Raw genomic sequence first — 22,711 nt, 5'->3', positions numbered from 1 at the left:
GGACGGGCGCGGCGTGCGGCGGGTCGCGAGACTGATCTTGACGCGACCAATGGAGGGCACATGGCCGACAGCGGTACGGAATCCGGCAGCGACGGCTCCACGGAGCAGGCCCGCCTGCGGCGGACCCTCGGCTTCCGGGACCTGGTGGTCTACGGGCTGCTCTTCATCGCCCCCATGGCCCCCGTCGGCGTGTTCGGGACGCTGGACGCGAAGTCGGACGGGGCGGTCGCGCTGGTGTACGTCGCCGCGACCGTCGTGATGGCGTTCACCGCGTTCAGTTACGCGCAGATGGTGCGGGTCGCCCCGATGGCCGGGTCGGTGTTCGCGTACGCCCGCAAGGGGCTCGGCGAGGGGCCGGGGTTCATCGCCGGGTGGATGGCGATGCTGGACTACCTGCTGATCCCGGCCGTCGCGTACCTCTTCTCGGGGATCGCGATGAACTCGCTGGTCCCCGGCGTCTCACGGTGGGTGTGGACGGCGCTCGCGGTGGTCCTGACGACGCTGCTCAACCTGTGGGGGGTGCGGGCGGCCGCCCGGGTGGGCTTCGCGGTGCTGGCGATGGAGATCGTGGTGCTGCTGGTGTTCGTGGTGTCCGCCGTGGTGGTGCTCGTACGGGACGGGGCGCAGCGCGGCTGGCTGTCGCCGCTCACCGGGGATTCCGGGTTCTCCACGACGGCGGTGCTGGGCGCGGTGTCCGTGGCGGTGCTCTCGTATCTCGGGTTCGACGCCATCGCCTCGTTCGCGGAGGAGGTGACGGGCGGTTCGGCGCAGGTGGCGCGGGCGGTGCTGTTCTGCCTGGTGCTCGCGGGGACGCTGTTCGTGGCGCAGGCGTATCTGGCCGCCCTGCTGGAGCCGATGACGTCGGCGGAGCTGACCGCCGATCCGGGGGCGCAGGGTTCGGCGTTCTACGACACGGTGGACGCCGCGGTCGGGACCTGGCTGCACGATCTGGTGGCGGTGAGCAAGGCGATCGGGGCCGCGTTCGCGGCGCTGGCGGGGCAGGCGGCGGCGGGGCGGCTGCTGTTCGCCATGGCCCGTGAGCGGCGCCTGCCGGGGCTGCTGTCGCGGGTCGATCCGCGGTCGGGGGTGCCGCGGGTGGCGATCCTGATCGCGGCCGTCGTGACGCTGGTGGCGGCGGTGTGGGCGGCGCGGCGCGACGACGGGCTCGACCATCTGGTCTCGGTCGTGGACATCGGCGCGCTGACGGCGTTCGTGCTGCTCCACGCGTCGGTGGTCGGCTGGTTCGTGGTGCGGAGGATGGAGGGGGCGCCGAGCTGGTGGCGCCATCTGGTGGTGCCGGTGGTGGGTGCGGCGGTGCTGATCGCGGTGATCGTGGAGGCGACGGGGAGCGCACAGGTGGTGGGTGCCTGCTGGCTGGTCGTGGGACTGGTGGTGGTGCTGGCGCAGCGGGGGCGGCGGGGCGTGGCCCCGTGAACCGTGACGGGTCCCCTTGTCGGTCCCGGCCGTTACGCTCGCTCGCATGGCTCTGAACACTTCTCCGGAAGCCCCGCTGCCCGTCGGTGACGTGTCGTGGCTCATCGGCGGCTGGATCGACCGGCTCGGTTCGGTCTGGGTCGAGGGTCAGATCACGCAGCTGTCCCGGCGGCCCGGCGCCGGGGTGGTGTTCCTGACGCTGCGCGACCCGTCGCACGACATCTCGGTGAGTGTGACGTGCTTCCGGCAGGTCTTCGACCGGATCGCCGACGTCGTCTCGGAGGGTGCGCGGGTCGTCGTGCTCGCCAAGCCGGAGTGGTACGCGCCCCGGGGGCAGCTGTCGCTGCGGGCGACGGAGATACGGCCGGTCGGCATCGGCGAGCTGCTGGTGCGCCTCGAGCAGCTGAAGAAGTCCCTGGCCGCCGAGGGGCTGTTCGCCCTGGACCGCAAGAAGCCGCTGCCCTTCCTGCCGCAGCTGATCGGCCTGGTCTGCGGCCGGGCCTCGGCGGCCGAGCGCGATGTCCTGGAGAACGCCCGCCGACGGTGGCCCGCCGTCCGCTTCGAGGTCCGCAACACCGCCGTGCAGGGGGTGCACGCGGTGAACCAGGTGGTGGGGGCGGTCAAGGAGCTGGACGGCATCCCGGACGTGGACGTGATCGTCGTGGCGCGCGGCGGCGGCAGCGTCGAGGACCTGCTGCCGTTCTCGGACGAGGAGCTGATCCGTACGGTCGCGGCCTGTCGTACGCCGGTGGTCTCGGCGATCGGGCACGAGCCGGACTCCCCGCTGCTCGACCTCGTCGCGGACGTGCGGGCGTCGACGCCCACGGACGCGGCGAAGAAGGTCGTGCCGGACGTGGGCGAGGAGCTGGACCGGGTCCGGCAGCTGCGGGACCGGTCGCTGCGCACGGTGCGGGGGCTGCTCGACCGGGAGGAGCGGGGCCTGGCCCACGCGCTGGGGCGGCCCTGCATGGAGCACCCGCTGCGGATGGTGGACGAGCGCGAGGCGGACGTCGACGCGCTGGCCGGGCGCGCCCGTCGGGTGCTGGGCCATCTGCTGGACCGGGCGGACTCGGAGCTGGCCCACACCAGGGCCCGGGTCCTCGCGCTGTCGCCGGCCGCGACCCTGGAGCGCGGTTACGCGGTGCTCCAGCGCGCCGACGGGCACGTGGTCCGGGAGCCCGCGGACGCGGGCGCGGCCGGGGAGACGCTGCGGGCCAGGGTGTCGGGGGGCGAGTTCGCGGTGCGGGTCGCGGAGTAGGGGCCCGGGGCCCGCCGGGGCCCGGAAACGGGGTACAGGCCGGACGGATACCGACGCATAGGGTGGGACACATGACGGACGACGTAACGGCGGCCTCCGCCGCGACGGGCCCGCTGGGCTACGAGCAGGCGCGCGACGAGCTGATCGAGGTGGTGCGCCGGCTGGAGGCGGGCGGGACCTCGCTGGAGGACTCCCTCGCGCTCTGGGAGCGCGGCGAGGAGCTGGCGAAGGTGTGCCGGCACTGGCTGGAGGGTGCCCGCGCCCGGCTCGACGCCGCGCTGGCGGACCCGGCGGAGAACGAGGGGTGACGGTTATTCCGCTTCTCCGCCGTGAGTCTCCCCACTCCCGTTTTAGTTGAAAGTTAATGCACTTTCCCCGTACGGTGATCGTCGTGGCCCGGTCCTCCGTGTCCGTGACCCGATCCCGCCGTGTACGTCCGGAAGGTAATACGCACGATGTCCCTCGTTCTTGACCCCGCCGCCCAGGACCTCCTCTTCCGCGAGGCCCGCACCGCCAACACGTTCACCGACGAGCCGGTGACGGACGAGCAGGTCCAGGCCATCTACGACCTGGTCAAGTACGGCCCGACCGCCTTCAACCAGTCGCCGCTGCGCGTCGTGCTCGTGCGCTCCGACGAGGCCCGCGCGCGTCTCGTCCAGCACATGGCCGAGGGCAACCAGCCCAAGACCTCGACCGCGCCGCTGGTCGCGATCCTGGCCGCGGACAACGAGTTCCACGAGGAACTGCCGGCCCTGCTGCCGCACTTCCCGCAGGCCAAGGACATGTTCTTCTCGGAGCGCCCGGTCCGCGAGTCCGCCGCCTCGCTGAACGCCGCCCTGCAGGCCGCGTACTTCATCATCGGTGTCCGCGCCGCCGGTCTGGCCGCCGGCCCGATGACCGGTTACGACGCCGCGGGCATCGAGAAGGAGTTCCTGGACGGCGACCACAACGTGCTGATGGTCGTCAACATCGGCAAGCCGGGCGAGGACGCCTGGTTCCCGCGCCTGCCGCGCCTGGCGTTCGACGAGGTCGTCAAGACCGTCTGAGCCACGGCCGCCCGAACGGCGAACACGGGGAGGGCCCCGGAGCGAGTGCTCCGGGCCCCTCCCCGTATCCGTACGCCGTACGGCGTCAGGACGTCTTCAGCGCCGCCGCCATCTCCGCCAGCCGCTCCGCCGGGGCCGAGCCGGTCACCACCGTCGTGGCGCCCTTCTCCTCGCGCACCAGCGCGTCGTACTTGGGGCCCTCCCAGCGCTGCCAGGTCTCCCCGGCGACCTCCTGGGTGCGCCCGGTGTCCTCGGCCTCCTGGCTCACCTGGGCGATGTAGGACTTCGCCGGAGCCGTGGACTGCTCCACCGCGACGTACTTGCCGTCGGGGTCGAGGAAGCCCAGGTGCCAGCTGTTGCCCTTGTCCCGCTGGTATGTGACCGAGGTGGGCTTCCAGCCCTCGGGCAGGCCGCTGGGGGCCGCCACCGGGTACGGGGCGGCGCGCCGCGCGGTCAGGAGTTCGACGCGGTAGTCGACCGCCTTGACCGGATCGGCCTTGTCGTCGTGCGGGATGAAGATGTAGACGACACCCGCCACGGCGGCGATCGCCAACAGCGACAGGATCATGTCCCGGACGGTCTGCTTGCCTTGCTTGCTTGCCACGCCCCCATCGTCGCATCAGCCTCCGTGCGTCCGAACCGGGGGCCGCCCCGCTCAAACGTGACCCGGTCTGCTCATTTTATCGGCCTGGCGATAGAGTCAGATCACCCTCATCCGGTCGTCGCCGTACAGAAAGGTGCGCTCCGATGTCCGAGCATCATCTGCCGTCCCAGCTGGAGGTCTCCCCGGAGGCCCCCGACCGCAACCTCGCCCTCGAGCTGGTCCGGGTCACCGAGGCCGCCGCCATGGCCGCCGGGCGCTGGGTCGGCCGCGGGGACAAGATCGGGGCCGACGGCGCCGCCGTGAACGCCATGCGGACCCTGGTCTCCACCGTGTCCATGAACGGCGTCGTCGTCATCGGTGAGGGCGAGAAGGACGAGGCGCCCATGCTGTTCAACGGCGAGCACGTCGGGGACGCCACCGGGCCCGAGGTGGACATCGCCGTCGACCCGATCGACGGCACGACCCTCAACGCCAAGGGCATGCCGAACGCGATCGCCGTCCTGGCCGCCGCGGACCGGGGCGCGATGTTCGACCCGTCCGCCGTCTTCTACATGGACAAGCTGGTCACCGGCCCGGAGGCGGCCGACTTCGTGGACATCAACGCCCCCGTCTCGGCGAACATCCGCCGCGTCGCCCGGGCGAAGAACTCCACGCCCGAGGACGTCACCGTCGTCGTCCTGGACCGCCCGCGCCACGACGGCATCGTCAAGGAGATCCGGGAGACCGGCGCCCGCATCAAGTTCATCTCCGACGGCGACGTGGCCGGTTCGATCATGGCCGCCCGCGAGGGCACCGGCGTGGACCTGCTCATGGGCATCGGCGGCACGCCCGAGGGCATCATCTCGGCCTGCGCCATAAAGTGCCTCGGCGGTGTCATCCAGGGCAAGCTCTGGCCGAAGGACGAGGCCGAGCGGCGGCGCGCCCTGGACGCCGGCCACGACCTGGACCGCGTGCTGTCCACGGACGACCTGGTCAGCGGGGACAACGTGTTCTTCGTGGCGACCGGGATCACCGACGGCGAGCTGATGCGCGGGGTGCGCTACCGCTCGGAGACGGCGACCACGGAGTCCATCGTCATGCGGTCCAAGTCCGGCACCATCCGGACGATCAGCTCCACCCACCGGCTGTCGAAGCTGCGGGCGTACAGCGCCATCGACTTCGACCGCGCGAAGTAGCACCGCGCGCCCGGGCGAAGAGGCGCCCCCCATGTGCGGTGGGGGCGCCTCTTCGTACGTACGGATACGGGACCGGCGGCCCGGTCAGCCCGCCGCGGCCACCCGGCCGGACGCGCCGGCGGCCTTCAGCTCCACGTCCCGCCGCCTGCGCCGGGCCAGCGCCACGCGGCGCTCGGCGGCCGTGAGACCGCCCCACACCCCGTAGGGCTCGGGCTGCATCAGGGCGTGCTCGCGGCACTCCACCATCACGGGACAGCGCGCGCAGACCCGCTTCGCGGACTCCTCGCGCGAGAGGCGGGCGGCAGTCGGCTCCTTCGACGGAGCGAAGAACAGCCCGGCCTCGTCCCGGCGGCACACCGCCTCCGAATGCCAGGGGCCTGCCTGGTCCTCCCGAGCGGGGATCCGCTGCGGGGGGACGGCGGCGACCTGCAGGGGCTGATGCGGCAGTTGCAGCACGGTCCACTCCTGACGACGGCTTCGCGAGCGAGAGGCGATGCAGCAGTCCCTACCCGCTGTGCGTGCGCCTATGCACTGAGTGGCACTCAGGTCCGTTCCGCGCAACTGCGGTCGAGTCCCTTTTCGGCCGGATGAAACCGACTCCGCGCGCCCGGCCCGCAGAGCGTCAGTGGCCGAGGTGCTTGCGCAGCCGGTCCTGGAGATCCGCGACGAACTTGCCGCGCTTCGGCTTCGCCTCGACGCTGCCGAACACCGAGTACCCGTTGACGACGACCACGGGTGCCTCGGGGTCGGCGGATTCCAGCGTGCGGACCTCGAAACTGCCGAAAACGCCCGTGCCGCTGCCGCGCAGCGAGATGTTCTCCGGGACCCTGATCTCCACGCTGCCGAAGACGGACGTCGCGTTGATGACGGTGAGACGCTGTCCGAAAAGCGCCTCCGTCAGGTCGATTTCCACACTGCCGAACAGCGAGAAGGCGTTCGTCCGGGCGCCCACCCGCCAGCGGCCCCTGCGGGTCGAGCTGCTGAAGATCGCCACCAGGTTGTCGGCGGGACCGGCCGCCGGCTCGGGGCCGTACGCGTACGGCGTGCCGGCGGCGGCCCTGGGCGTGCCACCCGGCGCGGGCAGGTCCCGGACGAGCGGTTCGAGCTCGCCGACGGTCTTGGCGCGGTAGACGGATTCGACCCGCTCCGCGTGCTCGTCGGCGGTCAGCCGGCCCTCGGCCAGCGCCTCGCGCAGGATGTCCGCGATCCGGTCGCGGTCCGCGTCGGAGGCACGGATGGCGTCGGTGTCCGCCGGTGCGGTGGGCTGCTGGGGCTGCTTCTCGAGGTCCACCTCCCCAGCGTACCGAAACGCGATAGATCGCGACAGAGGCGGTGAGCCCTACCTCACAAGCCCGCCGCCCCCCACGCGTCCTACCCTGGTGGGTGCGCTGTCCAAGGGTGGCCAGCCGCTGTCTGCCGAGTGAGGAATGGCCGTAATGCCAGAGTTTGCGTACTCCGATCTGCTCCCCCTGGGAGAGGACACCACGCCGTACCGTCTGGTCACCGCCGAGGGTGTGTCCACCTTCGAGGCCGACGGGCGTACGTTCCTCAAGGTCGAGCCGGAGGCGCTGCGCACCCTGGCCGCCGAGGCCATGCACGACATCTCGCACTACCTGCGTCCCGCGCACCTGGCGCAGCTGCGGCGGATCGTGGACGACCCGGAAGCCTCGTCCAACGACAAGTTCGTCGCGCTCGACCTGCTGAAGAACGCGAACATCGCCGCCGCGGGCGTCCTGCCCATGTGCCAGGACACCGGCACCGCGATCGTCATGGGCAAGCGCGGGCAGAACGTGCTGACCGAGGGCGGTGACGAGGAGGCCCTGTCGCACGGCATCTTCGACGCGTACACCGAGCTCAACCTGCGCTACTCGCAGATGGCCCCGCTGAACATGTGGGAGGAGAAGAACACCGGCTCGAACCTTCCCGCGCAGATCGAGCTGTACGCCACCGACGGCGGTGCGTACAAGTTCCTCTTCATGGCCAAGGGCGGCGGCTCGGCCAACAAGTCGTTCCTCTTCCAGGAGACCAAGGCCGTCCTCAACGAGGCGTCCATGATGAAGTTCCTGGAGGAGAAGATCCGTTCGCTGGGCACCGCGGCCTGCCCGCCGTACCACCTGGCGATCGTCGTCGGCGGTACGTCCGCCGAGTTCGCGCTGAAGACCGCCAAGTACGCCTCCGCGCACTACCTGGACGAGCTGCCCGCCGAGGGCTCCCCCACCGGGCACGGCTTCCGCGACAAGGAGCTGGAGGAGAAGGTCTTCGAGCTGACGCAGAAGATCGGCATCGGGGCGCAGTTCGGCGGCAAGTACTTCTGCCACGACGTCCGCGTGGTGCGCCTGCCCCGGCACGGCGCCTCGCTCCCCGTCGCCATCGCCGTGTCCTGCTCGGCGGACCGCCAGGCCACCGCGAAGATCACCGCCGAGGGCGTCTTCCTGGAGCAGCTGGAGAAGGACCCGGCCCGCTTCCTGCCGGACACCACCGACGAGCACCTCGACACCGAGGGCGACGTCGTCCGGATCGACCTGAACCGGCCGATGGACGAGATCCTCGCGGAGCTGACCAAGTACCCGGTCAAGACCCGGCTCTCGCTGACCGGTCCGCTGGTCGTGGCGCGCGACATCGCGCACGCCAAGATCAAGGAACGCCTGGACGCGGGCGAGGAGATGCCGCAGTACCTGAAGGACCACCCGGTGTACTACGCGGGTCCGGCGAAGACCCCCGAGGGCTACGCCTCCGGTTCCTTCGGCCCGACGACGGCCGGCCGCATGGACAGCTACGTCGCGCAGTTCCAGGCGGCGGGCGGCTCCAAGGTGATGCTGGCGAAGGGCAACCGCTCGAAGCAGGTCACCGACGCGTGCGGCGAGCACGGCGGCTTCTACCTCGGCTCGATCGGCGGCCCCGCGGCCCGGCTCGCGCAGGACTGCATCAAGAAGGTCGAGGTCGTCGAGTACGAGGAGCTGGGCATGGAGGCGGTCTGGCGGATCGAGGTGGAGGACTTCCCCGCGTTCGTCGTCGTGGACGACAAGGGCAACGACTTCTTCACCGAGCCCGCCCCGGCGCCCACCTTCACCAGCATCCCGGTGCGAGGTCCTGGCCTGGGCTGAGCGCTGTGCGTGCGCAGTAGTGAGGAGGGGCGCGAACCGCCGGTACGCCGCGCGGTGAGCGCCCCTTCCGTCGTCCGGTGGCCGGGTACGCGGCCTCTTCGTACGGCACCCTCCTGGAACAGGGGGGCGCCCGGTCTCCGCGACGGCGGCGGGACGTGAGGCGCGCAAGGTTCGGGGCCCCTACACGCACATCGGAAATCAGCCAATCTCGCGCAGCCGCCACGACGCCCACGCAAGCGCGCCGGCCGGACCCGCGGGGACCCGGCACGGACCGGGGCAGGGCCCGGGGCGCCCATCCGGCCGTCGCGGCGCCCCGCGGCGCACCGCCGCTTTCGCGCACCGGGCCGTCCGCCGGGCTTGCGGAGCAGCAGGCGAATGCGGTGGGTTGTCCGGCGTTGCCGGAGAACTCCTGCCGCCCTCGCCGACGGCCGCAACCCCCACGCGGCTGTCCGAACCCGCACGGCCCTCAGAACCCCGGCCGCGCCACCCTCACCGTCCCACTCCGGAAAGGCGGACACCGCATGACGCCGGTCCCCCACCGCAGCCATGCCGACGACCTGCTCACCTTCATCGCCGCCAGCCCCTCCCCGTACCACGCCGTGGCGAGCGCGGCCCAGCGGCTGGAGAAGGCGGGCTTCCGAGAACTGCGCGGCACCGACGACTGGACGGGCACCGCGGGCGGCGCCTTCGTCGTCAACGGGGGCGCGCTGATCGCCTGGTACGTTCCCGAGTCGCTGCCCGCCCACACCCCGTTCCGGATCGTCGGCACGCACACCGACTCGCCGAACCTGCGGATCAAGCCGACGCCCGACACGAGTTCGGCGGGCTGGCGGCAGGTCGCGGTGGAGATCTACGGCGGGGTGCCGCTCAACACCTGGCTCGACCGCGACCTGGGCATCTCCGGCCGGCTCGCGCTGCGCGCACCGGGCGGCGGGACCGAGTCCCGGCTGGTGCAGATCGACGAGCCGCTGCTGAGGGTGCCGCAGCTGGCGATCCACCTGGACCGCACCGTCAACGACGGGCTCGCCCTGGACCGGCAGCGCCACATCGCACCCGTCTGGTCCCTCGGCGCGGCCGACGAGGGCGCGCTGCTGCGCCGGGTCGCGGCGGCGGCCGAGACGGAGCCGGGCGATGTGCTGGGCTGGGACCTGATGCTGCACGACGTGCAGCCGCCCGGATACCTGGGCGCGGAGCGGGAGTTCCTGGTGTCCTCGCGGCTGGACAACCTGGTGTCGGTGCACGCCGGGGTGACCGCGCTGACGGCCGCCGCGACGGCCGCCGAGCCGCCGGCCTACATCCCCGTACTCGCGGCCTTCGACCACGAGGAGGTCGGCAGCGGCTCGGACACGGGGGCACAGAGCCCGATGCTGGAGCGGGTGCTGAGCCGTTCCGTGTCGGCCCGGGGCGGCAGCGCGGAGGACTGGTCGCGGGCGCTGGCCGGCGCGTACTGCGTATCCGCCGACATGGCGCACGCGGTGCACCCCAACTACGCGGAGCGCCACGACCCGGGCCACCAGCCGCTGCCCAACGGCGGCCCGACGGTCAAGGTCAACGTCAACCAGCGGTACGCCACCGACTCGGCCGGGATCGCCCTGTTCGCCTCCGCCTGCGAGCGGGCGGGCGCGCCGTGGCAGCCGTTCGTCTCCAACAACGCGATGCCGTGCGGCACGTCGATCGGCCCCCTCACGGCGGCCCGGCTGGGAGTGCCGACGGTCGACGTGGGGGTGCCGGGGCTCTCGATGCACTCGGCCCGCGAGCTGTGCGGTGCGCGGGACCCGGGTCATCTGGCGGCGATCCTGACGGCGTTCGTGACGTCCGGATAAGGGGCACGGCCCCCGGTGCCCGGTCCTCGGGAACGGTGGACGCGGTACCGGTCCCACCGGGCCGGGCGGTCGGGGCCCCGTAGCCGCGATCGTCCCGGCGGGCCGCCGTCCTGCTGCGGCGGCCCGGCGGGTTCCGCGCCCGGTGGGCCTCGTTCCCTCCCCCGCGGCGGCTACCCTCGGCGAGTACTGGCCGGTGAGGGCCCGGGGAAGGTGGGCCAGGACGAGCGCCCGCCCCGCCCACCGCCACCGGCCAAGCGGCTTCAAGGAGGTTGGACGATGACGGATCAGGGAACGGCCGAGGGCTACCGCGTCGAGCACGACTCGATGGGCGAGGTCAGGGTCCCCGCCGAAGCGAAGTGGCGCGCCCAGACGCAGCGGGCCGTGGAGAACTTCCCGGTCTCCGGCCAGCGCCTGGAGCGGGCCCACATCGAGGCCCTGGCCCGGATCAAGGCGGCCGCCGCCAAGGTCAACGCCGAACTGAAGGTGCTCGACCCGGACATCGCCGAGGCCGTCCAGGAGGCGGCCGGCGAGGTCGCCGAGGGGCGCTGGGACGCGCACTTCCCGGTCGACGTCTTCCAGACCGGCTCGGGCACCTCGTCGAACATGAACACCAACGAGGTCCTGGCCACGCTCGCCACCGAGCGCCTGGGCCGCGCGGTCCACCCCAACGACCACGTCAACGCCTCGCAGTCCTCCAACGACGTGTTCCCCTCCTCGATCCACATCGCCGCGACCGCCGCGGTCACCGCCGACCTGATCCCCGCCCTGGACCACCTGGCCGCCGCCCTGGAGCGCAAGGCGGAGGAGTTCGCGACGGTGGTGAAGTCCGGGCGGACCCACCTGATGGACGCCACGCCCGTGACCCTCGGCCAGGAGTTCGGGGGGTACGCCGCCCAGATCCGCTACGGCGTCGAGCGGCTGCGCGCCTCACTCCCCCGGCTCGCCGAACTCCCCCTCGGCGGCACGGCCGTGGGCACCGGCATCAACACCCCGCCCGGCTTCTCCGCCGCCGTCATCGCGGAGGTCGCCCGGGTCACCGGCCTTCCGCTCACCGAGGCCCGCGACCACTTCGAGGCGCAGGGCGCCCGGGACGGCCTGGTGGAGACCTCGGGTCAGCTGCGCACCATCGGTGTCTCGCTCACCAAGATCTGCAACGACCTGCGCTGGATGGCGTCAGGCCCGCGCACCGGCCTCGCCGAGATCTCCCTGCCGGACCTGCAGCCCGGCTCCTCGATCATGCCGGGCAAGGTCAACCCGGTCATCCCCGAGGCGGTCCTGATGGTCGCCGCGCAGGTTACGGGGAACGACGCCACGGTCGCCGCCGCGGGCGCCGCCGGGAACTTCGAGCTGAACGTCATGCTCCCGGTCATCGCGAAGAACCTGCTGGAGTCCGTACGGCTGCTCGCCAACGCCTCCCGGCTGCTCGCGGACCGCACGGTGGACGGGATCACCGCGCACGCCGAGCGGGCCAGGGAGTACGCCGAGTCCTCGCCGTCCGTCGTCACCCCGCTGAACAAGTACATCGGTTACGAGGAGGCGGCCAAGGTCGCCAAGAAGTCCCTCGCGGAGCGCCGGACGATCCGTGAAGTCGTCCTCGAATCGGGCTATGTGGAGCGCGGAGACCTGACCGAACAGCAGCTCGACGAGGCCCTGGACGTGCTGCGCATGACCCGCCCCTGACGGGCGCCGCCGCGCCCGGGCGGCGCGCTCCGTAGGATCTGTCCATGACGGGTATCGGAGAGACCGAGCGCTGGGCGCCGGGTGACCAGATCCTGTGGCGCTACCGGGGCAACGGCCCCAGACGGCCGGATTCCGCCGCTCACGCGTTCCACATCTGCCGCCCGGTCACGGTCGTCCAGGACACCGAGGACCTGCTCGCGGTGTGGGTGGCGCCCGGCACGGAGTGCGTCAAGCCGGTCCTCGCGGACGGCACCGAGGTGCACGCCGAGCCGCTCGCCACCCGGTACACCGCCCCGCGCACGACGGCCCGTTCGCTCTGGCTGGGCAACGGCGTGCTGAAGCTGGCCCGGCCCGGCGACCCCTGGTCCGTCTGGCTGTTCTGGGAGCGGGGCTGGCAGTTCCGCAGCTGGTACGTGAACCTGGAGGAGCCGCGCACCAGGTGGGCCGGGGGCGTCGACTCCGAGGACCACTTCCTGGACATCTCCGTCTACCCGGACCGCAGCTGGCTCTGGCGCGACGAGGACGAGTTCGAGCAGGCACAGCGGGTGGGCCTGATCACGCCGGACACGGCGGGCCGGGTGCGCGAGGCGGGGCGGGCGGCGGTCGGGCTGATCCGCTCCTGGGGGTCGCCGTTCCGGGACGGCTGGGAGGACTGGCGGCCCGATCCGGCGTGGCAGGTGCCCGAACTCCCGGACGACTGGGACCGCCGGCCGGACGGCTCGGACCGTACGGCTTCCGCCATGCCGTCGTGAGACCCTTGATGCACCCCAGGGGGGCAAACGTAGGATCGTCCCGAGGAGCGCGGCCCGGCCCCAACCGGCAGGCGGGGTGCAGGACCTGAAGGCGAGTCACCGGCTCGTCGCGCGGACCGCGTCCTCGGGGCCGCATCGGCGTCACGAGTCGCACGAGTTGCCCGCATCACATGAGCCACTACGAGGGGGTGGAGACGTGTCCGCTGACCGCTGCCGCCCCCACGGAAACGTTGTCACCGGCATCCTGATCGGACATCGCGTTTCGGCCCCGCACGGCGGGGAAAGCGGTGTCAGCCGTTGTTATTGCCGCTCCTGCCGGGGCACAGTAGCGCCCCACAAGGTGATTGCCTCATACAACCGGCCCGGACGGACGGAATCCCACGCGTGACGGAGCATCCCACCTCCCACGAAGGCCGGCAGCCTCTCGCCGCCCGGCCGCAGGAACGCACCCGGCCGCGGCAGCGGGACGCCGCCGTGGCGGCCGCCGCTGCCGCCACGGCGATCCCGGCCCCCGCCAAGGGCCCCGCGACCGCGGCCCCCGACCCCCAGGCGGCGACGCGGCGCGAAGGCGACCGGCTGCGCTTCGTGGGGGCCGCGACCCGGCGGATCGCCCGGGGCATCGACCTGGACGAGATCGTGCTCGGGCTGTGCCGGGCCAGCGTCCCGACCTTCTCCGACGCCATACTCGTCTACCTCCGCGACCCGCTGCCCGTCGGAGACGAGCGGCCGGTCAACCCGTTCGTGCTGCGGCTGCGCCGCTCGGACCGGCTGCGGCTGACCGACGAGGAGACCGAGAGCCTGTCGGAGACGGAGCGGCTGCGGCTGCCCGCCCTCGACCCGCAGGCCGACCTGATGCCCGCCGCCGAGCTGTGCGAGGTGCGGCCCGGGAGTGCGCTCGCCGAGGTGCTGCGCGGGGTGCGCCCGGTCTTCGGCGACTCCGCGGCGGCCCGGGTCGCGCTGCCCGAACTGCTGGGCGCCGACCGCACGGTGCCGCTGGGCCACCGGGTGGTCCTGGCCCCGCTGCGCGGCCGGCGGCGGGTGATCGGGGCGGCGGTCTTCCTGCGCGGCGCCGAGCGCCCGGCCTTCGAGGCCAACGACCTCCTGGTGGCCGCCCAGCTGGCCACGCACACCGCCCTCGGCATCGACAAGGCCGTGCTCTACGGGCGCGAGGCGTACATCGCGGACGAGCTCCAGCGCACGATGCTGCCCGACTCGCTTCCCCAGCCGACGGGCGTGAAACTCGCCTCGCGCTACCTCCCCGCCGCCGAGACGGCCCGGGTCGGCGGCGATTGGTACGACGCGATCCCGCTGCCCGGCAGCCGGGTCGCCCTGGTCGTCGGGGACGTCATGGGCCACTCCATGACTTCCGCCGCGATCATGGGCCAGCTCCGGACCACCGCGCAGACCCTGGCCGGGCTCGACCTGCCCCCGCAGGAGGTCCTGCACCATCTGGACGAGCAGGCGCAGCGCCTCGGCAGCGACCGCATGGCCACCTGCCTGTACGCGGTGTACGACCCCGTCGCGCACCGCATCACCGTCGCCAACGCGGGCCACCCGCCGCCCGTCCTGCTCCACCTGGGCGGCCGCGCCGAGGTCCTGCGGGTGCCTCCGGGCGCCCCGATCGGCGTCGGCGGAGTGGACTTCGAGGCCGTCGAGCTGGACGCGCCCGCCGGTGCGACGCTGCTGCTGTACACCGACGGGCTGGTCGAGTCGCGGCTGCGGGACGTGTGGACGGGGATCGAGCTGCTGCGGGAACGGCTCGCCGCGACCGCCCGGCTGACCGGCCCGGACCACTCGCCGCCGCTGGAGGCCCTGTGCGACGACGTGCTGGACATGCTGGGTCCCGGTGACCGCGACGACGACATCGCGCTGCTCGCCGCCCGCTTCGACGGGATCGCGCCGAGCGACGTCGCCTACTGGTTCCTGGACCCGGACGAGTCCGCCCCCGGCCGGGCCCGCAGGCTGGCGCGCAGGGCGCTCGGCCGGTGGGGCCTGGACGACCTGTCGGACTCGGTGGAGCTCCTGATCAGCGAGGTGGTCACCAACGCCGTGCGCTACGCGGAGCGCCCGGTCACCCTGCGGCTGCTGCGCACCGAGACGCTGCGCTGCGAGGTGGGCGACGACTCCCCGCAGCTGCCCCGGCAGCGCCGCGCCAAGGACATGGACGAGAACGGGCGCGGCCTGTTCCTGGTCAACCGCCTGGCCCGCCGCTGGGGCGCGACGCGCCTGTCGACGGGCAAGGTGGTGTGGTTCGAGATGCCGGTGCGCGGGTAGCGCCCGGCCCCGGGGAACGCGAACGGGGGGTGTACGAGGCTCCTCCTCGTACACCGCCCGTTGCCGTGGTCAGGGGCGGCGGGTCAGCCGGTCAGCTGTCGTCGCTGCGGTCCGGCCGCTTGTCCCCCGAGAGGTCCGGGAGCTCCACGGTGGACGAGGGGTCCGGGCCCGGCCGGTTCGAGGGGCTGGGCGGCGGTTCGCTCGTCGCGCCGCCCGAGGGCGAGGCGGGCGGGGAGCTCTGCGGGGATTCACTGGCCGACGGCGGCTCGGAGGACGGCGACGTCGAGGGCGAGTGGGAGGGCGAGGGCTCGTCGGAGGGCGAGGTGCTGGGGCTCGGCGAGTGGGACGCGGGAGGCGGGCTGACCGCGGCGCCCATGTCGGTGTCCAGGTCGAACTCGCGAGCCTTGCCGACGGAGTGCCCCATGTAGTCGGCCCAGATCTCGGCGGGGAAGCCGCCACCGTTGACGCGTCCGCCGCCACCGGCGCCCTGGAGGGTCACCTGCGCGTTCTTCTTGATCTTCTTGCCGTCGTCGTCGGTGCGGTCGAAGGCGGCCTCGCCGAACAGGCCGACCGAGGTCACCAGGTCCGGGGTGTAGCCGGTGAACCAGGCCGACTTGTTGTCGTCCGAGGTACCGGTCTTGCCGGCGATGTCCTTGTCGGAGAGCCCCTCCGCGTTGCGGACCGACCCGCGGGCCGTACCGTCGTCGACCACGCCGGTCAGCACGGAGGTCACGGAGTCCGCGGCCTGCCGGGAGATCACCTGGTCGCCGATGGCGTCGGGCATGTCGAGCGCGGCGTCGCCCTGGTGCACGGCCGACTTCACGATCTGCGGGGTGACCTCCTTGCCGTGGTTGTCGAGCGTGGCGTAGACCCCGGCCATCTCCAGCGGGCTCGCACCCATGGAGCCGAGGGTCATCGCGGGTGCGGCTTCCAGCTTGTCCACGTCCATGCCGAGCTCGCCGGCGGTCTTCATCACCTTGTCCATGCCGACGTCCACGCCCATCTGCGCGAAGACGGAGTTGACGGACGCGTTCATCGCCGCCTGGACGGTGATCTGCCCGTAGTTGTGGTCGTCCTCGTTCTCCGGCGCGAAGTACCTGTCGCCGCCGACGACCGGGCGCTTGCTGGTGCCGTCGTAGCGGGTGTTCGCCGTGATCCGCTCACCGTCCTGGGTCTTCGACTCCTCGTCGAGGGCGGCGGCGAGGATGACCGGCTTGAAGGTGGAGGCGGGCTGGTAGTCGGTGCGGGCGGCGTTGGACACCCAATGCTCGCTCTGGCCGCGGCCGCCGTACAGCGCGAGCACCGCGCCGGTCTTCGGGTCGACCGAGGCGGCGCCCGCCTGGATGTCCTTGTCGAGCTTGCGCTTCTTGGTGTCCAGCTTGTCGAGCAGCTTGGTCTCGACCGACTTCTCCAGCCGCGCCTGCTTCTTCTTGTCGATGTTGACGGTGATCGTCCAGCCACCGAGGTCGAACTGGTCCGCGGTGAGGCCCGACTGCTTGAGCACCGCGTTGCGGGCCGCCTCGACGATGTAGCCCTTCTGGCCGGCCGTCCCGTTGAGCGGCTTGGGGTCGTGCGGCTTGGGGAACTTCAGCCCCTGCCGCTTGCCGGCGTCGAGCCAGCCCTCCTCGACCATGTTGTCCAGCGTGTACGCCCAGCGCGCCTTGACGAGCCGCTTGCCGTTCGGACCGGCGACGGCCCAGTCGTACTGGCTCGGCGCCTGGAGCAGCGCGGCGAGGTAGGCGCCCTGGGAGACGTTCAGGTTCTTGGCGTCCACGCCGTAGTACGCCTGCGCGGCGGCCTGGATACCGAACGCGCCGCGGCCGTAGTAGCTGGTGTTGATGTACCCGGCGAGGATTTCCTTCTTGGTCTTCTTCTGGTCCAGCTTCAGCGAGATGACCAGCTCTTTGAGCTTCCGGGTGACCGTCTGGTCCTGGTCCAGGTAGTAGTTCTTGACGTACTGCTGCGTGATGGTCGAGCCACCCTGCTTGCCCTTGCCGGACAGGGTGTTGAGCAGGCCGCGCGCGGTGCCCTTGAAGTCGACGCCGTGGTCGTCGTAGAAGGACTTGTTCTCGGCGGCGACGAAGGTGTCCTGGACCTCCTTGGGCACCTCGGCGAGGCTCACGATCTCTCGGTTGACCTCGCCGGTCCTGGCCAGCAGGCTCCCGTCGGCGTACTTGTAGACGTTCGCCTGCATCCGCGCCTTGGGATTGCCCCCGGGCACGTCCACAACCATGTAGAGCACGGCGAAGGCGCCCATGCCCAGCAGGATCACCCCGAGGGCGGTGCCCAGTAGTTTGCGCCAGGTGAAGAGCCTGCGTATGCCGCTCTTCTCAGCCCGCCGCTGGGCTCGTCGCGCTTCCGCTCGACCCATCGCTTGGTCGCTCCCGTTTCTCTGCTCTGCTCTGCCGAATCAGCCCGGACCTGCCAGCTAACACCGTGGGCAAGCCCGAAAAGCCGACGATCCGAGATTTTACGGACGTGAGAATCAGCACCCGCCCCCGATGGAACCGACTCCTGAGGGGTGCGCAAGGTTGCGAAAACCGTTAATGTGTAATCACATTGCTAGCGACCGGCTAGCTGACCATCACGGGGGCCACCATGACCGACCCGCACGAGCCCGACACCACCGCCCAGCCGTCCGCCGGGCTTGCCCCGGACGCGCCCGAGATGCCGGAACCGCAGGTCCGAGAGGTGAAGGCGCACAGCATCGCCGGCGGCCTCGGGCTGCTGCTGACCGTGCTCGGCGTGATCGCCGGCATCGCCCTCGCCGTCATCGGGGGCGTCATCGGCTCGAACGGGAACAACGCCGTCGGCATCCCGCTCTGCGTCCTGGGCGTCCTGCTCGCCCTCGCCTCGTTCTTCTGCATGGGCGGTGTGAAGATGGTCGCACCGGGCGAGGCGCGGGTGATCCAGCTGTTCGGCCGCTACGTGGGCACCATCCGCACCGACGGACTGCGCTGGGTGAACCCGCTGACCTCCAGCCGCAAGATCTCCACCCGGGTGCGCAACCACGAGACCGCCGTCCTCAAGGTCAACGACGCCTACGGCAACCCGATCGAGCTCGCCGCGATCGTCGTGTGGAAGGTCGAGGACACCGCCCAGGCGCTCTTCGAGGTGGACGACTTCCTGGAGTTCGTGGCCACCCAGACCGAGTCCGCCGTCCGGCACATCGCCCTCGAGTACCCGTACGACGCCCACGAGGAGGGCGGCCTCTCGCTGCGGGGCAACGCCGAGGAGATCACCGAGAAGCTGGCCGTCGAGCTGACCGCCCGGGTGCAGGCGGCGGGCGTGCGGATCATCGAGTCGCGCTTCAGCCACCTCGCGTACGCCCCCGAGATCGCCTCCGCGATGCTCCAGCGCCAGCAGGCCGGCGCGGTCGTCGCGGCCCGGCAGCAGATCGTCGAGGGCGCGGTCGGCATGGTCGAGATGGCGCTGACCCGGATCGCCGAGCAGGACATCGTGGAGCTCGACTCGGAGCGGAAGGCGTCCATGGTGAGCAATCTGATGGTGGTCCTGTGCGGTGACCGCGCGGCCCAGCCGGTCCTCAACACGGGCACGCTCTACCAGTGACCGAGGAGAGCCCGGGGGAAGGGCCCCGCGCCCGGCCGCGGCAGCGCAAGCAGATGCTGCTGCGGCTGGACCCCGCCGTGCACGACGCGCTGGCCCGCTGGGCGTCGGACGAACTGCGCAGCGCGAACGCGCAGATCGAGTTCCTGCTGCGGCGGGCGCTCGCCGAGGCCGGCCGGCTGCCGGGCGGAACCTCGCCCATCCCCCGCCGGGGGCGCCCGCCGAAGGCCGCGCAGGAACCGCCGGGCGAGGAGTGAGACAGCAACGGCCCGTCCCTCCGGGGACGGGCCGTTGACGTGCGCCGTCCGGCTGCACCCCCCGTGTATACACAGTAGGTATACACACCATGTAGAGTGCTCCGCATGTCAATCGGCCACACCTTGCTCGGGCTCCTGGAGTCCGGCCCACGCCACGGTTACGACCTCAAGCGGACGTTCGACGAGAAGTTCGGGCACGACCGCCCCCTGCACTACGGGCAGGTCTACTCGACCATGTCCCGGCTGCTGAAGAACGGCCTCGTCGAGGTCGACGGCGTGGAGAGCGGGGGCGGCCCCGAGCGCAAGCGGTACGCGATCACGGACGCCGGCATCACCGATGTCGCCACCTGGCTCGCGCAGCCCGAGAAGCCGGAGCCGTACCTCCAGTCGACCCTGTACACCAAGGTCGTCCTGGCCATGCTCACCGGCCGCGACGCGGGCGACGTGCTGGACGCCCAGCGCTCCGAGCACCTGCGCCTGATGCGCATCCTCACCGACCGCAAGCGCCGCGGCGACCTCGCCGACCAGCTGATCTGCGACCACGCCCTGTTCCACCTCGAAGCCGATCTGCGCTGGCTGGAACTGACCGCCGCCCGCCTCGGCCAGCTCCAGAAAGTGGTGGCCCCGTGACCCCCGCCGGCTCCCTGCTCTCCGCGCACGACCTGCACAAGACCTACGGCTCGACCCCCGCCCTCGACGGCGCGTCGTTCTCCGTCCACCCCGGCGAGGTCGTCGCCGTGATGGGCCCCTCCGGCTCCGGCAAGTCCACGCTGCTGCACTGCCTCGCCGGAATCATCACCCCGGACTCCGGCACCATCACCTACGACGGCCGCGAGCTCTCCGCCATGTCCGACGCGGAGCGCAGCGCCCTGCGCCGCAGCGACTTCGGGTTCGTCTTCCAGTTCGGCCAGCTCGTGCCCGAGCTCACCTGCGTGGAGAACGTCGCCCTGCCGCTCCGCCTCAACGGCACCCGCCGCAAGGACGCCGAGCGCACCGCCCGCTCCTGGATGGAGCGCCTGGAGGTCGAGGACATCGGTGCCAAGCGCCCCGGCGAGGTCTCCGGCGGCCAGGGCCAGCGCGTCGCCGTGGCCCGTGCGCTCGCCGCGTCCCCGAAGGTGATCTTCGCGGACGAGCCGACCGGCGCCCTGGACTCCCTCAACGGCGAGCGGGTCATGCAGCTGCTCACCGACGCCGCCCGCTCCTCCAACGTCGCGGTGGTCCTGGTGACCCACGAGGCCCGCGTCGCCGCCTACTCCGACCGCGACGTCACCGTGCGCGACGGCCGGGCCCTGAATCTGGAGCACGCCGTATGACGCTCCTGGACGAGAAGCGGACCCAGGCCCCCGCGCCGCCGGCCCGCCCCTCCCGCACCGCGCCCTGGCTGCGCGACCTCGCCCTCGGCGTCCGGTTCGCCGCCGCCGGCGGACGCGAGGGCTGGATCCGTACGATGCTCACCGCCGTCGGCGTCGGCCTCGGCGTCACGCTGCTGTTCCTCGCCGCGTCCGTGCCGCACGCGCTCGACGCCCGCAACGACCGCGAAACGGCCCGCAGCGAGACCAAGATCTCCGAGAACCCGGACGCGCAGGGCAGGAAGTCCGACACCTCGGTCCTGCGGATCGGTGCGGACACCGAGTACCACGACCGCAGCATCAGCGGCTATCTGATGCGCGCGGAGGGCAGCCACCCGGTGCTCCCGCCGGGCATCGACGCCATGCCCGCCCCCGGCGAGATGGTCGTCTCCCCCGCCCTGAAGGACCTGCTGAACGACCCCGCCAACGCCCTGCTCAAGGAGCGTTACCCGTACAAGATCACCGGCACCATCGCGGATGACGGACTGCGGTCGCCCAACGAGCTGTGGTTCTACGCCGGCAGCGACACCCTGACGCAGGCCACGGGCGGCCACCGCGTCACCGGATACGGCGACCCCGAACCGACCCCGCCGCTCGCCCCGCTGCTCGTGGTCCTGGTGATCATGGTCTGCGTGGTGCTGCTCGCGCCCGTCGCCATCTTCATCGCCACCGCCGTGCGCTTCGGCGGCGACCGCCGCGACCGCCGGCTAGCCGCGCTGCGCCTGGTCGGTACGGACATCAGGTCGACCCGCCGGATCGCGGCGGGCGAGGCGCTCTTCGGCTCGGTGCTCGGTGTGCTGATCGGCCTCGTCCTCTTCCTGGTGGGCCGGCAGTTCGTCAGCTACATCGAGGTCTGGGACGTCAGCGCCTTCCCCACGGACCTCGCCCCCGACCTGCGGCTGTGCCTGCTCGTCGCGGTCGCCGTCCCGCTGACCGCCGTGCTGGTCACGCTGTCCGCTATGCGCTCGGTGGTCATCGAACCGCTCGGGGTCGTACGCAACAACCGGGCCCGCAAGCGCCGTCTGTGGTGGCGGCTGGCGCTCCCCCTCGCGGGGCTCGGCCTGCTCGCGCTCAAGGGCCAGTCCGGCGAGTACGAGGTCGTCAACCCGTACCCCATCACCATCGGCGCGGTCCTGGTCCTCCTCGGACTCGCCCTGCTGCTGCCGTGGCTGGTCGAGGCGTGCGTGAACCGGCTGCGCGGCGGCCCGGTGCCCTGGCAGCTCGCCACCCGCAGGCTCCAGCTGAGCAGCGGGACCGCCTCCCGGGCCGTCAGCGGCGTCACCGTGGCGGTGGCCGGCGCGGTGGCCGTGCAGATGCTGTTCGCCTCGATGAACGCCGACTTCAACAAGGCCACCGGACAGGACCCCAGCCGCGCCCAGTTCTACGCCGTGTCGGAGAAGGTCAGCGGCAACGCCGCCGTGGAGAACATCAAGGAGTTCCGCGCCACCAAGGGCGTCACCCAGGTCATCGGCATGGTCGAGGCGTACGTCACCAAGCCGGGGAAGTACGGCGACGGCGAGATGCAGCCCACCACGTCGCTGAACGTCGGTGACTGCGCCACCCTGCGCGAGGTCGCCCGCATCGACTCCTGCGAGGACGGCGACTCCTTCGTCGTGCACCCCAGGAACGACAAGGACATGGCCGGCTGGATGGACAAGACCGCCCGCAAGGGCAAGGAGGTCGAGTTCGAGTCGGGGAGCGGCCGGAAGCTGCGCTGGACGCTGCCCGCCGACGCGAAGACCGTCCTCAGCCGCAAGGACCCGCTCGGCGAGGACCGCTGGGGGATCATGGTCACCCCGGGTGCGATCGACGCGACTACCCTGCCGGGCGCGATCACCGCCTCACAGATCCGCGTCGACGAGAGCGTCCCGGACGTCGCCGAGTACGTACGCAACACGGCGGCCCGCATCGACCCCGGCATGCGCCTGGTCACCCTGACGTCCGTCTCACGCGACCGCCAGTACGCCAGCGTCCAGACCGGCCTCCAGGTCGGCGCCACGGTCACGCTGCTGCTGATCGCGGCCTCCATGCTGGTCTCCCAGCTGGAACAGCTGCGCGAGCGCAAGCGGCTGCTCTCGGTCCTGGTCGCCTTCGGCACCCGGCGGACCACCCTCGCCTGGTCGGTGCTCTGGCAGACCGCGCTCCCGGTGGTCATCGGGCTCGCGGTGGCGGTGGCCGGCGGCCTCTCGCTCGGCGCGGCGCTGTGCTGGATGGTCGGCAAGTCGGTCGACGACTGGCTGGTGTTCCTGCCCCTCGCGGGAGCGGGCGGGGCGCTCATCCTGCTGGTCACGCTGCTGTCCCTGCCGCCGCTGTGGCGCATGATGCGCCCGGACGGACTGCGCAGCGAGTGACGCCGCGGGGGGGGGGGGGGGGGGGGGGGGGGGGGGG

At 72.0% G+C, this 22,711-nt stretch carries 19 protein-coding genes; 15 read left to right on the top strand and 4 right to left on the bottom strand.

Annotation, left to right across the window (positions count from 1 at the left end; genetic code table 11):
• Window positions 1-60: 60 nt before the first annotated feature.
• The 4 genes from ACN6LM_RS17715 to ACN6LM_RS17700 all read left to right on the top strand — a co-directional run bounded on the left by ACN6LM_RS17715 (window position 61) and on the right by ACN6LM_RS17700 (window position 3,738).
• A complete protein-coding gene (locus ACN6LM_RS17715; protein WP_445066321.1) occupies window positions 61-1,434 on the top strand; it encodes an APC family permease in 1,374 nt (457 codons plus the stop codon).
• A gap of 46 nt (window positions 1,435-1,480) precedes the next feature.
• Entirely contained in the window at window positions 1,481-2,692 is a 1,212-nt protein-coding gene (xseA, locus tag ACN6LM_RS17710) for an exodeoxyribonuclease VII large subunit (RefSeq protein WP_445066320.1), read from the top strand.
• A gap of 71 nt (window positions 2,693-2,763) precedes the next feature.
• The gene (locus ACN6LM_RS17705) at window positions 2,764-3,000 is read left to right on the top strand and encodes an exodeoxyribonuclease VII small subunit (protein WP_445066319.1); all 237 of its coding nucleotides are present in this window, start codon (window positions 2,764-2,766) and stop codon (window positions 2,998-3,000) included.
• Window positions 3,001-3,147: 147 nt separating this feature from the next.
• The gene (locus ACN6LM_RS17700; protein WP_365678058.1) at window positions 3,148-3,738 is read left to right on the top strand and encodes a malonic semialdehyde reductase; all 591 of its coding nucleotides are present in this window, start codon (window positions 3,148-3,150) and stop codon (window positions 3,736-3,738) included.
• 85 nt (window positions 3,739-3,823) lie between these two features.
• Here ACN6LM_RS17700 and ACN6LM_RS17695 read toward each other — a convergent pair whose 3' ends face one another.
• Complete coding sequence (locus ACN6LM_RS17695; RefSeq protein WP_445066318.1) at window positions 3,824-4,342, bottom strand: DUF4245 domain-containing protein; 519 nt, start codon at window positions 4,340-4,342, stop codon at window positions 3,824-3,826.
• A 143-nt stretch (window positions 4,343-4,485) separates the two neighbouring features.
• Between ACN6LM_RS17695 and glpX the strand changes: the two genes are divergently transcribed.
• A complete protein-coding gene (gene glpX, locus ACN6LM_RS17690) occupies window positions 4,486-5,517 on the top strand; it encodes a class II fructose-bisphosphatase (RefSeq protein ID WP_445066317.1) in 1,032 nt (343 codons plus the stop codon).
• 84 nt (window positions 5,518-5,601) lie between these two features.
• On the opposite strand, the gene ACN6LM_RS17685 is transcribed toward glpX, so the two are convergent.
• Both ACN6LM_RS17685 and ACN6LM_RS17680 read right to left on the bottom strand, forming a co-directional pair.
• On the bottom strand, window positions 5,602-5,973 hold the full coding sequence (locus ACN6LM_RS17685) for a WhiB family transcriptional regulator (RefSeq protein ID WP_445066316.1): 372 nt from the start codon (window positions 5,971-5,973) through the stop codon (window positions 5,602-5,604).
• 166 nt (window positions 5,974-6,139) lie between these two features.
• Window positions 6,140-6,808, bottom strand: a complete 669-nt coding sequence (locus tag ACN6LM_RS17680) for a DUF1707 SHOCT-like domain-containing protein (protein ID WP_445066315.1) — start codon at window positions 6,806-6,808, stop codon at window positions 6,140-6,142.
• A 136-nt stretch (window positions 6,809-6,944) separates the two neighbouring features.
• Here ACN6LM_RS17680 and ACN6LM_RS17675 point away from each other — a divergent pair, with 136 nt between their 5' ends.
• The 5 genes from ACN6LM_RS17675 (at window position 6,945) to ACN6LM_RS17655 (ending at window position 15,150) form a co-directional block, all read left to right on the top strand.
• Window positions 6,945-8,621 (top strand): fumarate hydratase, encoded by a 1,677-nt coding sequence (locus ACN6LM_RS17675; RefSeq protein WP_445066314.1) that lies wholly within the window; start codon window positions 6,945-6,947, stop codon window positions 8,619-8,621.
• Window positions 8,622-9,142: 521 nt separating this feature from the next.
• Window positions 9,143-10,444: a M18 family aminopeptidase gene (locus ACN6LM_RS17670; RefSeq protein ID WP_445066313.1), complete on the top strand. Its 1,302-nt coding sequence runs from the start codon at window positions 9,143-9,145 to the stop codon at window positions 10,442-10,444.
• A gap of 276 nt (window positions 10,445-10,720) precedes the next feature.
• Window positions 10,721-12,124, top strand: coding sequence for a class II fumarate hydratase (locus ACN6LM_RS17665; RefSeq protein ID WP_445066312.1), 1,404 nt, complete (start codon window positions 10,721-10,723; stop codon window positions 12,122-12,124).
• Window positions 12,125-12,168: 44 nt separating this feature from the next.
• A complete protein-coding gene (gene fomD, locus ACN6LM_RS17660) occupies window positions 12,169-12,876 on the top strand; it encodes a cytidylyl-2-hydroxypropylphosphonate hydrolase (RefSeq protein WP_445066311.1) in 708 nt (235 codons plus the stop codon).
• A gap of 384 nt (window positions 12,877-13,260) precedes the next feature.
• Window positions 13,261-15,150: a SpoIIE family protein phosphatase gene (locus ACN6LM_RS17655; RefSeq protein ID WP_445066310.1), complete on the top strand. Its 1,890-nt coding sequence runs from the start codon at window positions 13,261-13,263 to the stop codon at window positions 15,148-15,150.
• Between the two features lie 91 nt (window positions 15,151-15,241).
• Here the strand turns inward: ACN6LM_RS17655 and ACN6LM_RS17650 are convergent, their stop codons facing one another.
• On the bottom strand, window positions 15,242-17,521 hold the full coding sequence (locus ACN6LM_RS17650) for a transglycosylase domain-containing protein (protein WP_445066309.1): 2,280 nt from the start codon (window positions 17,519-17,521) through the stop codon (window positions 15,242-15,244).
• A 227-nt stretch (window positions 17,522-17,748) separates the two neighbouring features.
• On the opposite strand from ACN6LM_RS17650, the gene ACN6LM_RS17645 reads away from it, so the two are divergent.
• The 5 genes from ACN6LM_RS17645 to ACN6LM_RS17625 all read left to right on the top strand — a co-directional run bounded on the left by ACN6LM_RS17645 (window position 17,749) and on the right by ACN6LM_RS17625 (window position 22,674).
• A complete protein-coding gene (locus tag ACN6LM_RS17645; protein WP_445066308.1) occupies window positions 17,749-18,720 on the top strand; it encodes an SPFH domain-containing protein in 972 nt (323 codons plus the stop codon).
• A complete protein-coding gene (locus ACN6LM_RS17640) occupies window positions 18,717-18,974 on the top strand; it encodes a hypothetical protein (RefSeq protein ID WP_445066307.1) in 258 nt (85 codons plus the stop codon). The genes ACN6LM_RS17645 and ACN6LM_RS17640 overlap by 4 nt, the downstream gene beginning before the upstream one ends.
• 105 nt (window positions 18,975-19,079) lie before the next feature.
• Window positions 19,080-19,604 (top strand): PadR family transcriptional regulator, encoded by a 525-nt coding sequence (locus ACN6LM_RS17635; protein ID WP_425817064.1) that lies wholly within the window; start codon window positions 19,080-19,082, stop codon window positions 19,602-19,604.
• Window positions 19,601-20,287: an ABC transporter ATP-binding protein gene (locus ACN6LM_RS17630; RefSeq protein WP_445066306.1), complete on the top strand. Its 687-nt coding sequence runs from the start codon at window positions 19,601-19,603 to the stop codon at window positions 20,285-20,287. Before ACN6LM_RS17635 ends, ACN6LM_RS17630 begins: the two co-directional genes overlap by 4 nt.
• On the top strand, window positions 20,284-22,674 hold the full coding sequence (locus ACN6LM_RS17625) for an ABC transporter permease (RefSeq protein WP_445066305.1): 2,391 nt from the start codon (window positions 20,284-20,286) through the stop codon (window positions 22,672-22,674). Before ACN6LM_RS17630 ends, ACN6LM_RS17625 begins: the two co-directional genes overlap by 4 nt.
• Window positions 22,675-22,711: the final 37 nt, after the last annotated feature.

This window comes from Streptomyces sp. SAS_281 (assembly GCF_052542855.1).
Note: the sequence above shows the minus strand (reverse complement) of the source record. Positions and strands in the feature narration are given on the sequence as shown.